General features: G+C 61.3%; 11 protein-coding genes. 4 read left to right on the top strand and 7 right to left on the bottom strand.

What is annotated here, in order from left to right:
• Positions 1 to 159: 159 nt before the first annotated feature.
• Together HU715_RS07555 and nhaB are read left to right on the top strand one after the other, a co-directional pair.
• Positions 160 to 1449 carry a hypothetical protein gene (locus HU715_RS07555; protein WP_186707655.1) on the top strand — a complete coding sequence of 430 codons (1290 nt, stop codon included), beginning with the start codon at positions 160 to 162 and terminating at the stop codon, positions 1447 to 1449.
• Between the two features lie 94 nt (positions 1450 to 1543).
• On the top strand, positions 1544 to 3046 hold the full coding sequence (gene nhaB, locus HU715_RS07550) for a sodium/proton antiporter NhaB (RefSeq protein ID WP_186707654.1): 1503 nt from the start codon (positions 1544 to 1546) through the stop codon (positions 3044 to 3046).
• Between the two features lie 167 nt (positions 3047 to 3213).
• On the opposite strand, the gene HU715_RS07545 is transcribed toward nhaB, so the two are convergent.
• The 3 genes from HU715_RS07545 to gnd are packed head-to-tail and all read right to left on the bottom strand — an operon-like array spanning position 3214 to position 6550.
• Positions 3214 to 4032, bottom strand: coding sequence for an HAD family hydrolase (locus HU715_RS07545; protein WP_186707653.1), 819 nt, complete (start codon positions 4030 to 4032; stop codon positions 3214 to 3216).
• Entirely contained in the window at positions 4029 to 5549 is a 1521-nt protein-coding gene (gene zwf, locus HU715_RS07540) for a glucose-6-phosphate dehydrogenase (protein WP_186707652.1), read from the bottom strand. The genes HU715_RS07545 and zwf overlap by 4 nt, the downstream gene beginning before the upstream one ends.
• Complete coding sequence (gnd, locus tag HU715_RS07535) at positions 5546 to 6550, bottom strand: phosphogluconate dehydrogenase (NAD(+)-dependent, decarboxylating) (RefSeq protein WP_367617213.1); 1005 nt, start codon at positions 6548 to 6550, stop codon at positions 5546 to 5548. The genes zwf and gnd overlap by 4 nt, the downstream gene beginning before the upstream one ends.
• Positions 6551 to 6802: 252 nt before the next feature.
• Here gnd and HU715_RS07530 point away from each other — a divergent pair, with 252 nt between their 5' ends.
• On the top strand, positions 6803 to 6976 hold the full coding sequence (locus HU715_RS07530) for a DUF6026 family protein (RefSeq protein ID WP_013693491.1): 174 nt from the start codon (positions 6803 to 6805) through the stop codon (positions 6974 to 6976).
• A gap of 360 nt (positions 6977 to 7336) precedes the next feature.
• Positions 7337 to 9076, top strand: coding sequence for a phosphoethanolamine transferase CptA (locus tag HU715_RS07525; RefSeq protein WP_186707650.1), 1740 nt, complete (start codon positions 7337 to 7339; stop codon positions 9074 to 9076).
• Positions 9077 to 9100: 24 nt separating this feature from the next.
• On the opposite strand, the gene HU715_RS07520 is transcribed toward HU715_RS07525, so the two are convergent.
• The 4 genes from HU715_RS07520 to HU715_RS07505 all read right to left on the bottom strand — a co-directional run bounded on the left by HU715_RS07520 (position 9101) and on the right by HU715_RS07505 (position 12135).
• Entirely contained in the window at positions 9101 to 9595 is a 495-nt protein-coding gene (locus HU715_RS07520; RefSeq protein ID WP_186707649.1) for a GNAT family N-acetyltransferase, read from the bottom strand.
• A 56-nt stretch (positions 9596 to 9651) separates the two neighbouring features.
• Positions 9652 to 10773 (bottom strand): cell division protein ZapE, encoded by a 1122-nt coding sequence (gene zapE, locus HU715_RS07515; RefSeq protein ID WP_186707648.1) that lies wholly within the window; start codon positions 10771 to 10773, stop codon positions 9652 to 9654.
• A 252-nt stretch (positions 10774 to 11025) separates the two neighbouring features.
• A complete protein-coding gene (locus HU715_RS07510) occupies positions 11026 to 11367 on the bottom strand; it encodes a nuclear transport factor 2 family protein (protein ID WP_186707647.1) in 342 nt (113 codons plus the stop codon).
• A gap of 51 nt (positions 11368 to 11418) precedes the next feature.
• Positions 11419 to 12135: a helix-turn-helix transcriptional regulator gene (locus tag HU715_RS07505; protein WP_060742566.1), complete on the bottom strand. Its 717-nt coding sequence runs from the start codon at positions 12133 to 12135 to the stop codon at positions 11419 to 11421.
• Between the last annotated feature and the right edge of the window lie 259 nt (positions 12136 to 12394).

Raw genomic sequence — 12394 nt, 5'->3', positions numbered from 1 at the left:
TTGCAGGCTTGGCATTGGGTTGTAAAGCCATTGTTATGGCACGCAGCGCCGCAGCATCTGTAGAAACTGACAGTTGTGCATTGTCCCATTCAGGGATTGAATGTTGCCCTCATGCAGTCATCGCCCTTTCGGGCGGTCGACACGCAAGGAGAGGCAGGCATGCTCAACCAGTTCGCGTTCGTGCTCCCCAAGACCATGGCCCACCCCGGGCAACTTGATCCAGGCTTTGCCGCCAACGGCAAAGCCTGGGTTCATTTCCAAGACAGCACCTCGAGCCTGATCACCGGACTGACCCTCGACCGAGCCGGACGAATCCTGGTGGCAGCCAGGATCGAGACGGCCCACGGCAGCCGATTCGGACTGGCGCGACTCAACCCTGACGGTTCGACCGACCCGGTTTTCGGCACCCGCGGCTGCGTGATCGACGCGTTTGACCACGGCTTCGAAGCGACGGCAGGCAAAGTGATCGAGCTGCCCGACGGGCATATCCTGCTGTCGGGCCTGCACTACGAAAACAACGAGCACACCCTGCCCGCCCTGGCGCTGTTCGATGCGCAAGGCCGTGCTGTCCAGAGCTTCGGCAACGCCGGCCGGCATATCATCCGGCTCTGCGGCAATCTCTCCCAAGGCCTGCGCGACCCCTGGCTGCCGCCCGGCGTGCCAGGTCTCGAGGCCTGCGACATGCAAGTGCAGGCCGATGGCCGGATCCTTTTGCTCGCCAACCATCATTACCAATTGTCCGACCATGTCGGCGTACTGATCCGACTCCTGCCGGACGGGGCCCTGGACACCTCATTCAACGGTCGCGGTTTCGTGATGGTCCGACGCTTATTGAAAAATACCTGGCTCGGCTGCCTGACGCTCCAGGCTGACGGCCATATTGTCGTCGGTGGCGCCATCGACCTGCCCCAGCATGGCTTGATAGCCCGCTATGACAGCAGCGGCAGGCTCGATGACAGCTTCGGCGAAGAGGGCTTCCTGTCCATCCTGGCCCAGGGTCACAGCGCGATGATCAGCCAGATCGTCGAGGATGCGAACGGTGATCTGCAGGCGTTCGGCAGCAGTCGCGATCCGATGCATAGCCTGTCCCTGAAAGTGCGTCCGGACGGCAAGCCGGACCGTCATTGCAATCAGGGCCAGTGCCGGCTCATGGCGATCGGGCGCAACGCCAGCCAGTGGACCGCCGCCCAGCTTCAAGCGGACGGAAAGCTGGTCACCGCCGGCGCCACCATCGGCGGTATCGAGGCCGACTTCGTGCTTGCCCGGCATTTGCCGGATGCGAGCCTCGACCCGGATTTCGGCCACGGCAAAGGCTGGGTACGCACGCGACTCGGCTACAGTCTGGACACCGCCACCGCCGTGGCGGTGCAGGCCGACGGCAAAATCCTGGTGGGCGGCTACTCACTCCAGGGTCATTATCGAGCGGTGGTTGCGCGTTATTGGGCCTGAGTCAGATTGTCGCGGGCGAACGGTATTCATCCTACGCTTGATATTCCTCATTTCTTACGGCAAGTTGCGCGCTTCTAATTAAAAGGAGCAGCCAATGTCCGGTCCAATGGCTAAGGCTTTCGCGCATAACTTTCTGGGGAATTCCCCGCGTTGGTACAAGGCGTGCATCATCACCTTCCTGGTCCTCAATGCCGTCGTGCTGTGGACACTGGGCCCAGTCGTTGCAGGCTGGATGATCGTGCTGGAGTTCATCTTCACCCTGGCCATGGCCCTTAAATGCTACCCGCTGATGCCCGGCGGCCTGCTGATGGTCGAAGCCCTGGCGCTGGGCATGACCACTCCCAAGGCACTTTACGACGAATTGCTGCATAACTTCCCGGTCATCCTGCTGCTGATGTTCATGGTGGCGGGGATCTATTTCATGAAGGACTTGCTGCTGTTCCTGTTCTCGCGCCTGCTCCTGGGTGTGCGCTCCAAGGCCATCCTGGCCTTGATGTTCTGCTTTCTCTCGGCGTTCCTGTCGGCCTTCCTCGATGCCTTGACCGTCACGGCAGTGATCATCAGCGCCGCCGTGGGCTTTTATTCGGTGTACCACCGCGTGGCGTCGGGTAACGACCCGCGCCAGGACAGCAGCGTCGACGAAGACCACGATTTGCCTTCGCTGCACCAAGGCGACCTGGAGCAGTTCCGAGCCTTCCTGCGCAGTCTGCTGATGCATGGCGCCGTCGGTACGGCGCTGGGTGGCGTCTGCACCTTGGTGGGCGAACCGCAGAACCTGCTGATCGGCCATGAGATGGGCTGGCATTTCGCCGACTTCTTCCTGAAAGTCGCGCCGGTGTCGCTGCCGGTGCTCGCAGCCGGGCTGGCAACCTGTGTGGCGCTGGAAAAGCTGCGCTGGTTCGGTTATGGCACGCTGTTGCCGGACAACGTACGCGCCGTGCTCGCCGATTACGCCGAGCAGGACAATCGCGAACGCACCGCACGTCAACGCGCGGCCCTGATCGTCCAAGGCCTTGCCGCACTGCTCCTGATCGTCTGCCTGGCCCTGCACATTGCCGAAGTCGGCCTGATCGGCCTGATGATCATCGTGTTGATTACTGCCTTCACCGGCATCACTGACGAACATCGGCTGGGCAATGCATTCAAGGACGCGATGCCGTTCACGTCGCTGCTGGTGGTGTTCTTTGCGGTGGTGGCGGTCATTCACGACCAGCAACTGTTCACGCCGCTGATCCAATGGGTCCTGGCCCTGCCCGCCGACCAGCAGCCTGGCATGCTGTTCATTGCCAACGGCCTGCTCTCGGCCATCAGCGACAACGTGTTCGTGGCGACCATCTACATCACCGAGGTCAAGCAGGCCTTCGTCTCCGGTCACATGAGCCGCGAACAGTTCGAGACCCTGGCGGTGGCTATCAACACCGGCACCAACCTGCCGAGCGTCGCCACACCCAACGGCCAGGCGGCGTTCCTGTTCCTGCTGACCTCGGCGATTGCGCCGCTGATTCGCCTGTCCTATGGCCGGATGGTCTGGATGGCATTGCCCTACACCGTGGTGATGGGTGGCTTGGGGTGGTATGGGGTGACGTACTGGTTGTAGAAATACTGCTGAGAAAAAGGAAACCTGTGGCGAGGGAGCTTGCTCCCGCTGGGCTGCGCAGCAGCCCCAAGAAAGCATTGACACCCGCGGCGTGTCAGGCGAAGACAGGGGGCGCTATGCGCCCCAGCGGGAGCAAGCTCCCTCGCCACAAAGACCCGGACAGCTTATTACAGGAGGATGTACCGTTCGATCGCCAAGGCCGCGCCGTCTTCGGTCACGGCAGCGGTCACGACATCCGCCTGGCGCCTGATCGCCTCTTCCGCCTGCCCCATGGCAATCGACAATCCCGCCCGGTGAAACATCGCCGGGTCATTGCCGCCGTCGCCCATGGCGGCGGTCTGCTCCAGCGGCACCCCCAGGAACTCGGCCAGCGTCGACAACGCCTCACCTTTATTTGCCTTCATCGCCGTCACGTCCAGGTAGATCGGTTGCGAACGCGACACCTGGGCCTGGCCCTTGAGCAGCGGGTGCAGCCGAGCCTCCAGTTCCACCAGCAGGTCGGTGTTGGCGCTGGTGGCGACGATCTTGTCGATCCGCTCCAGGTATGGCTCGAAACTTTCGACTTCTACCGGCGGATAGCCCAGCCCCCGGGTCTCCACCGGCACCATCGGGCCGTTGGCGTCGCGCACCAGCCAATCACCATCGGCGAAGACCCAGACTTCGATGCCCGGCTGATCGGCGTACAGCGCCAGCGTGGCCAGCGCAGCCTCGGGCGGCAGGTAATGAACCGCAAGGAAGCTGCCGTCGGGATGAACCAGCGTGCCGCCATTGAACGCCGCCGTAGGCAGGTCGACGCCCAGGGCCTCGATCTGCTGCAACATGGCCCGCGGCGGTCGCCCGGTGGCGAGGCTGAACAGCACACCGGCCTCACGCAACGAGCGAACCGCTTCAATGGTGCGCTGGTTGAGACTGTGATCAGGCAGCAGCAGCGTGCCGTCCATGTCGCTGAGTAAAAATCGGATGGGATGCTTCACCAGATCACTCATCCGAGGCCATGCCAGACGCGACTGTCGCGGGTCAGCAGGTCATCGGCGGCCGCCGGGCCATCTTCCCCGGCCTTGTAGGGCTGGACCGTCGCGTCCTGCTGCCAGGCATCGAGGAACGGCTGCACGGCGCGCCAGCCGTTCTCGATGTTGTCGGCGCGCTGGAACAGGGTCTGGTCGCCAGTCAGGCAATCGTAGATCAGGGTCTCGTAACCCGTGGATGGCTGCATTTCGAAGAAATCCTTGTAGGCAAAGCCCAATTCGATATTGGCCATGTCGAGGGCCGGCCCCGGCCGCTTGGCCAGCAGGTCGAACCACATGCCTTCATTGGGCTGAATCTGGATTCTCAAGTACGTCGGTTGCAGTTCGTCGACTTCGGTGTCGCGAAACTGCGCGTAAGGCGCCGGCTTGAAGCAGATGACGATCTCCGTGTCCCGCACGCTCATGCGCTTGCCGGTGCGCAGGTAAAACGGTACGCCCACCCAGCGCCAGTTATCGATCATGACCTTGAGGGCGACGTAGGTCTCGGTGTTGCTGTCGGCAGCGACGTTGGCTTCCTGGCGATAACCGGTCACAGCCTTGCCGCCGATTTCACCAGCGGTGTACTGGCCGCGGATCGAGTTGGCGCGGGCCTGTTCCACCGACCAGGGCCGGATCGCCCCGACGACCTTGGCCTTTTCCCCACGTACCGCGTCAGCACCAAACGCCGCTGGCGGCTCCATGGCCACCATCGCCAGCAATTGGAAAAGATGGTTCGGCACCATGTCCCGCAGGGCGCCGGTGTGTTCATAAAAACTGCCACGGGTTTCCACGCCGACGGTTTCGGCGGCGGTGATTTGTACGTGGTCAATGTAGTGATTGTTCCAGAACGCCTCGAACAGGCTGTTGGAAAAGCGGCTGACCAGAATGTTCTGCACCGTCTCCTTGCCCAGGTAATGGTCGATGCGATAGATCTGTTTCTCGCTCATGACCTTGAGCAGGCAGGCGTTCAGCGCTTCGGCCGTTTGCAGGTCGGAACCGAAGGGTTTTTCGATCACCACCCGCCGGAAAGCCCCCTCTTGCTCCTGAAGCAGCCCGGCCGCACCGAGGCGGCTGACCACTTCACTGAAAAAGCGCGGCGCGGTCGCCAGGTAGAAGACCGCGTTGCCGGTACCGCTGGCGGCGATTTTTGCCGCCAGCGCCTGGTAGGTGCCGTCATCGAGGAAATCACCCTGGACGTAGCTGATGCCCTGGGCCAGCTTGGCCCACAGCACCGGGTCGAGCGCGCGGGCGGCATCACCGCCCTTGCTCGCCGCTTCGTTGCGGATGAAATCCTCGAGTTTCTTGGCAAAATCCACATCGCTGATGGCGTTGTGGTCAACCCCGATGATGCGCAGCCCATCGCCCAGCAGACCGTCGCGACTGAGGTGGTACAGCGCCGGCATCAGCAGGCGCTTGACTAGATCACCATGGGCGCCGAACAAAAACAACGTGGTCGGCGGCGCGGGTTCTGCCTTGGATTTGCTGGCGATCGAGGTCATTTTTTCGGCGTCTCCACGTGGCCGCCAAAGCCGAAGCGCATGGCCGAGAGCATTTTGTCGCCGTAGGTGCTTTGCTGGCGCGAGCGGAAACGGGCGAACAGCGAACTGGACAGGACCGGCACCGGCACCGCTTGCTCGATGGCGGCCTCGATGGTCCACCGCCCTTCACCGCTGTCGGCGACTTCGCCGGAAAAACCCTCCAGTTTCGGATCGCTGGCCAAGGCGTCGGCGGTCAAGTCCAGCAGCCAGGACGAGACCACGCTGCCACGGCGCCAGACTTCGGCGATATCGGCCACGTTCAGGTCAAAACGCTGCTCTGGTGGCAGGCTTTCGCTGGATTTGGTCTTGAGGATGTCGAAGCCTTCGGCGAAGGCCTGCATCATGCCGTACTCGATGCCATTGTGGATCATCTTCACGAAATGCCCTGCACCGGCCGGGCCTGCGTGGATGTAGCCGCGTTCGGCGCGGTCATCGTCGGATGTGCGGTCACGGGTGCGCGGAATGTTGCCCATGCCCGGTGCCAGGCTGTCGAACAGCGGGTCCAGGCGCTTCACCACCTCGGCCTCACCGCCAATCATCATGCAGTAGCCGCGCTCCAGGCCCCAGACACCGCCGGAAGTACCGACATCGATGTAGCTCAGGCCTTTTTCCGACAGGGCCTGGGCGCGACGGATGTCGTCCTTGTAGTACGTGTTGCCACCATCAATGATCACGTCGCCCGGCTCGAGCAACTCGCTGAGGACGTTGATGGTGTCTTCGGTGGGTGCGCCGGCCGGCAGCATGACCCAGACCGCTCGTGGCTTGTCCAGGCCGGCGACCAGTGCCGGCAGGTCCGCGACGCCCGTTGCGCCTTCCTGGCTCAGGTTTTCGACAAAAGCGGTATTGCGGTCATAGACGACGGTGGTGTGCCCATTGAGCATCAGGCGCCGCGCAATATTGCCGCCCATGCGGCCCAGTCCAATGATCCCGAGTTGCATGTGCTGATGCTCCCTACTACAAATAAAGGTGTGTCAAAGGTTTAGCTCAAGGGGACTTGTGGAGGTTAGTCCAGAGCATTGCTGCATAGTTTCCGGGTAAATCGCCCGATCACAAAGGATAACGTTCAAAAACCGGCCGAAGACACGGCGACCATGAAAAATAAAAAAGTTCCATTCACGAGCAAAAGTATTCAGAATCGGCGCCGATAAAGAGGTGTCGACCAAAAAAACTGGCGACATCTCTCTAGTTGATGTACGCCATTTGCGAGGTGAGCAATGGGCCCAGTCGTTACCGCACGTCCTCCCCAAACCCTTTATGTGACCATTCGTCGCGATGAATTGCGCCTACTCAAGGAAGAACGCGATCTACTGCTTGATGAAGTGACGCAACTGCGCATGCAGCTGCAACACGCACAGCTGTCCCACCAGAGCCAGTCCCTGGCTCGGTAATCGCCCCAGAGGCATACCGTCGGGAAAGTGGCACCAGCCCCAAGCCGGTGTCACCCATACACCCTCTATATAACGGCGCTAGCTGTGGCGGGGGAGCATGCTCCCGCTCGGTTGTGCAGCAACCGCCGAACCTTTGGGGTCGCTACGCGACCCAGCGGGAGCAAGCTCCCTCGCCACAGGATGGGGCGCCTCTCGCCTGTCTTGATTGCTGATTCACTCCCGCCTGCGTTTTGTAACCGAAAAACTAACAAAGTTTTCACAACCGGCTCGTAATACTCCCCGCCTTTAAGATTGCTCGGCGTATGCCTGCGGCCACCAGTCCGGTGCCAGCAGCTTCGTCGACAGAGGCTGGAGCGCTTGATGAGCTTGTTCAAACGCAGCAAAACGACTGCGAAAGGTTTCGACTGGGCCGGATTCGGCTGGCTGTTTCTGTTCTTCTGGTACTTCTCGGGTATCACCCAACTACTCATTCTGCTCAGTGACACCTCGGGTTTCGCCGGCTTTCGCCAAGCGTTCGTGATGAGTGCTGTGTGGCTGGCACCCCTGCTGCTCTTCCCTGCCCGTACGCGCTTGCTGGCGGCATTGATCGGCGTGGTGTTGTGGGCTTGCTCCATGGCCAGCCTGGGCTACTTCTTCATTTACCAGCAAGAATTTTCCCAAAGCGTCATCTTCATCATGTTCGAATCGAACGTGTCTGAGGCCGGTGAGTACCTGACCCAGTATTTTGCCTGGTGGATGGTGGCGGCGTTCCTGGCCCATACCGCCGTGGGCTATTGGCTCTGGACCCGCCTGCGCCCGGTGTACCTGCCCCGGCGCCAGGCCGTCGTTGTCGCAACCGTCATCGTGCTCGCCGTGGTCGGTTATCCGCTGGTCAAGCAGACCCTGCGCACCGGCAGCTTCGCCCGTGGCCTGGAGAAGTTCGAAAACCGGATTGAGCCGGCGGTGCCCTGGCAGATGCTGGTGGCCTACCGTCGCTATGGTGAGCAGTTGGAGAACATGCAAGGCATGCTCCACAGCGCCAGCAAAATCCCTCCCCTGAGCAACCTCAAGGACGGCATGGCAGAACAGCCGGCCACCCTGGTGCTGGTGATCGGCGAATCCACCAACCGCCAGCGCATGAGCCTCTACGGTTACCCGCGGGAAACCACACCGGAGCTGGATAAGCTCAAGGACCAGCTGTCGGTGTTCGATAATGTCATCACCCCGCGCCCCTATACCATCGAAGCGCTGCAACAGGTGCTGACCTTCGCCGACGAACAGAACCCGGACCTGTACCTCAGCACGCCTTCGCTGGTGAGCATGATGAAGCAGGCCGGCTACAAGACTTTCTGGATCACCAATCAGCAGACAATGACCAAGCGCAACACCATGCTCACGACCTTTTCCCAACAGGCCGATGAACAGGTGTACCTGAACAACAACCGCAACCAGAACTCCGCGCAGTACGATGGCGACGTGATCGAGCCGTTCAACAAGGCCCTGGCCGACAGCGCCCCGCGCAAGCTGATCGTGGTGCACTTGCTCGGCACCCACATGAGTTATCAATACCGGTATCCGCCGACGTTCAACAAGTTCACTGATCGCCAGGGCGTACCGGCGAGCCTGCGTGATGATCAGGTCCCGACCTACAACAGCTACGATAACGCGGTGTTGTACAACGACTTCGTCGTCTCCAGCCTGATCAAGGATTACGCCAAGACCGACCCCAACGGTTTCCTGCTGTACCTCTCGGACCATGGTGAAGACGTGTTCGATTCGCAGGGTCACGGCACGCTGGGCCGTAACGAAGCCAAGCCGACAGCGCCGATGTATACCATTCCCTTCATGGCCTGGGCTTCGCCCAAGTGGCGCGAAAACCATGACTGGAACTTTGCCGGCGATCTGTCACGACCCTACAGCAGCTCGCACCTGATTCACACCTGGGCAGACCTGGCCGGCCTGAGCTTCGATGAACTGGACCGCAGCAAGAGTCTGGTCAGCGATGACTTCAAGGCCCGTCCGCTGCTGATCGGCAATCCATATGAAGCCCCGCGCAGGGCTCTGATCGACTTCAGCCTGATGCAGCCCAAGGCGCCCTTGGCTGAAGTGGTGCAAAAATAATCGCACCCCACCAGAAGCCCGCTTTTACAGGGGCTTGATCCAGAACTGCATAATGCCGTGGGCCGGGTCGAACATGCCGGCGGCAAAGCCGAACTTGGCGTAGCTGCCCTGGGCGACGGCATTGCCTTCAAGCACTTCCAGGGTGATCTTGCAGCAACCGCGCTGACGGGCAATGTCCTCGACCTTCTGCAGCATCTTCTGGCTCAACCCGAGGCCGCGAAATTCCGGCATGACCGCCACGTCGTGGATATTCACCAGGGGCCGGCAGGCAAAGGTTGAAAAACCTTCGAAGCAATTGACCAGCCCCGCCGGTTCGCCATTGACGAATGCCAGCACGCTGAAGGCATGGGGCCGCTTGGCCAGCTCCTCCGGCAGGTGCAGCAGTACCTCGGCCGGCAACGGATGCCCCCCACCCATCGGATCCTGCGCATAACCGTTGAGCACATGACAGATCGCTTCGGCGTGGACCGGGTTGGTGTAGCTGGCTTGCAGAACAAGGATGTCCTTGGCTTCTTCCATGACCTTCCATCTCACTTCAGTAGTACCGCGGCACAATGCCGTCGGCGGGATACAGGTCAGGCGTACTGACCAAAACGTTGCATTTGCATTTCCTGGAGGCGACTGAGCGTACGGCGAAACGGGAATTGCAGATAGCCCTCGGTGTACAACTCATCCATCGGCACCGCGGCCGAAAGACACAGCGGCACCTTGCGGTCATAACATTCATCGACCAGGGCGATGAATCGTCGCACGCCGTCGTCGTGGACCGACAACTGCGGTAACTCACGATCACCGGCCACGACCCGTTCGACGCCGTCCTCGGTGCCACGAGCAATGCGCCCTTCACGCTGTTCAGCGCTCAGACAAGGCACGTCACTGAGCAGGATGACATTGAAGCGGTCGCACAGCGCCATGAAATCCAACGCTGAAAACGGTTGCTCGCATAAGTCGGCGTAACGGCTCCACAGCACGGCATCGCTGGCCTGGACCGGTTCCAGCAGACGATGGCCCACTTCAATCGGCGCTCGGCTCGACACCTGCCCGGCGGTCAACAGCTCGAAGACATCGCCCAACGGGTCGGGTTGCCCTGGATCGCGCAACCAGTAACGCTGCTGCAATTGGCCTGGGTGTTGGCGATGGTCTTGCCAGCCGTTCACCGGCACGATCTGCATGTGCTGCTTGATCGCGGTGATGGTCGGCAGGAAGCGCTCGCGGTTGTGGCCGTTGGCATAAAGCTCTTGCGGCGGCAGGTTGGAGGTACTCACCATCACCATGCCCAGCTCGAACATCACCTGGAACAAACGCCCGAGGATGATCGCGTCACCAATGTCGTTGACGAACAGCTCGTCAAAACACAGCACCCGTACTTCCGCGCTCAACTCCCTGGCCAAGGCCTGCAAAGGGTCCGGCGTGCCGGTGAGCTGGAACGAACGCTGGTGCACCCACGCCATGAAATGATGGAAGTGCTGACGGCGTGCCGGCACCTTGAGGCTTTCATAAAAACGGTCCATCAGCCAGGTCTTGCCACGCCCCACCGGCCCCCAGAGATAAACGCCCTGGATCGACTTGCGCCCTTCGTGCAACGCCTGGTGGCATTGCTCCAGGGCCATGATGGCCAATTCCTGGGCCTCATCCTGGACGAAACCGCGGTGTGCGATGGCGTGCTGCCAAGCACTCAGGGGGGAGTCGAAAGTCATACGGCCCGGGTCCGGAAAACGAAGGTGGGGAGTATGCCATGACAGCATGGGAGTGATGAGTCATTCACCTGCTTGTGGACTCAACGCGAACCCCTGTGGCGAGGGAGCTTGCTCCCGCTCGGTTGCGCAGCAACCGCAAAAACTTGGGGCCGCTGCGCCCGAAGCGTCGGACCGGCCCAGCGGGAGCAAGCTCCCTCGCCACAACAGCGTTCACCTCCTGGCACAACAGCAATCATTTCAGGGGGCAGGACGCTAGATTGAAATATCCAACCGACTGATCTTGCCCTGCTCATCGAGCCGGAAGGTATAGCGCAGCTCCAACGGGCTGCCGGGGAATGTGCCGGAGATCAGGTTGTGCACCAGCACCTTGCCTGTGCGTTGCTGCACATCGAGAACCTCGACTCGCGGCTGGAAGCGCTGGGCGGTGTCTTCCATCCATTGGGCGATGGCCTGGGTGCCGACACGGTGCTGGCCTTCATCGAACACATTGGCGTCCTCGGCGAAGAAACGCGTCACCGCCGAACTGTCACGGGCATTGGCAGCCGCGATGTAGCCGGCGATGGCCGGGGCCAGGGAAGAGACGGGGTTGGACATGGCATGGCTCCTTGTTTTATCGATCTGGCACCATGCTAGAACAACGCTGTGTCAGTTTTTGTCAGGAGTGAAACGCCCGGTTTCGTCCAGCTTCATCAACGCAAACCAGTCCCGCAGCAAATCGCTGCGCCGGCCTGGATAGCGCTCGCCCTGCTCGGTGGCCGAGGCAATCCGGTCGGTGCGAAAGGTCCGATAGGCGCCGCGCAATTCGCACCAGGCCACCACTACCCGCGCCTCATTGAAAAAGCCCAGGGCCAGCGGCCAGATCAGCCGTTGGCTCGGGGTCTTGTTCACGTCGGCGTAGTCGATGTGCAGCTTGGCCTGGGCGCGAATGGCCTGGCGGTAGACATTCAGTTCCACGGTGTTCTGCGGATAGCCATAACCCGGCGGGCCAGGCAGCACTGTGGGGTTGCGCAACGCGTCCCGCACATCCGGGGCCAGCACCGCGGCGACCTTCGCCAACGCGTCGGCGGCCGCCTTGCCCAATACTTCGTCGGCACGCTGATCCACGTAGCGCAAGCCCAGCACAATGGCCTCTATTTCATCGGCGGTGAACATCAGTGGCGGCAGGAACAGGCCGCTGCGCAATACATAACCAATGCCCGCCTCGCCCTGGATCGGCGCGCCAAGGGCCGTGAGTTCGGCAATGTCGCGATACAAGGTGCGCTCGGAGACGTTCAGTTCCCCCGCCAATGTCGCGGCGGTGACGGGGCAACGCTTGCCCCGCAGGACTTGCAACAAAGTGAGCAGCCGAGTGGTACGCGACACGATGGCCTGTCCGCAAAGAAAAGATGACGCAGATTAGCAGAGGCTGGTGTCAGAAACTGTCAGGAGCCCTTTGACTGTGTCGATGAGCCTGCGTGGTATGAACCCTGTGGTATGAGCTTTTGTGGTGTGAGCTTTTGTGGCGAGGGAGCTTGCTCCCGCTGGGCCGGTCGGACGCTTCGGGCGCAGCGGCCCCAAGCTTTTGCGGTCGCTGCGCAACCGAGCGGGAGCAAGCTCCCTCGCCACAAAAGCGCTCTCGCCA

Origin of the sequence: Pseudomonas zanjanensis (assembly GCF_014268745.2) — a bacterium.
In the GTDB taxonomy this organism is placed as follows: domain Bacteria; phylum Pseudomonadota; class Gammaproteobacteria; order Pseudomonadales; family Pseudomonadaceae; genus Aquipseudomonas; species Aquipseudomonas zanjanensis.
The sequence above is the reverse complement of the archived record's forward strand: the minus strand, read 5'-3'. Positions and strand labels throughout refer to the sequence as shown.

Coding starts and splice junctions, on each gene's coding strand:
- HU715_RS07530 (WP_013693491.1), top strand. CDS start 6,803: ATGGGCCCAGTCGTTACCGCACGTCCTCCCCAAACCCTTTATGTGACC.
- HU715_RS07510 (WP_186707647.1), bottom strand. CDS start 11,367: ATGTCCAACCCCGTCTCTTCCCTGGCCCCGGCCATCGCCGGCTACATC.
- HU715_RS07520 (WP_186707649.1), bottom strand. CDS start 9,595: ATGGAAGAAGCCAAGGACATCCTTGTTCTGCAAGCCAGCTACACCAAC.
- HU715_RS07545 (WP_186707653.1), bottom strand. CDS start 4,032: ATGAGTGATCTGGTGAAGCATCCCATCCGATTTTTACTCAGCGACATG.
- zwf (WP_186707652.1), bottom strand. CDS start 5,549: ATGACCTCGATCGCCAGCAAATCCAAGGCAGAACCCGCGCCGCCGACC.
- nhaB (WP_186707654.1), top strand. CDS start 1,544: ATGTCCGGTCCAATGGCTAAGGCTTTCGCGCATAACTTTCTGGGGAAT.
- HU715_RS07525 (WP_186707650.1), top strand. CDS start 7,337: ATGAGCTTGTTCAAACGCAGCAAAACGACTGCGAAAGGTTTCGACTGG.
- zapE (WP_186707648.1), bottom strand. CDS start 10,773: ATGACTTTCGACTCCCCCCTGAGTGCTTGGCAGCACGCCATCGCACAC.
- HU715_RS07555 (WP_186707655.1), top strand. CDS start 160: ATGCTCAACCAGTTCGCGTTCGTGCTCCCCAAGACCATGGCCCACCCC.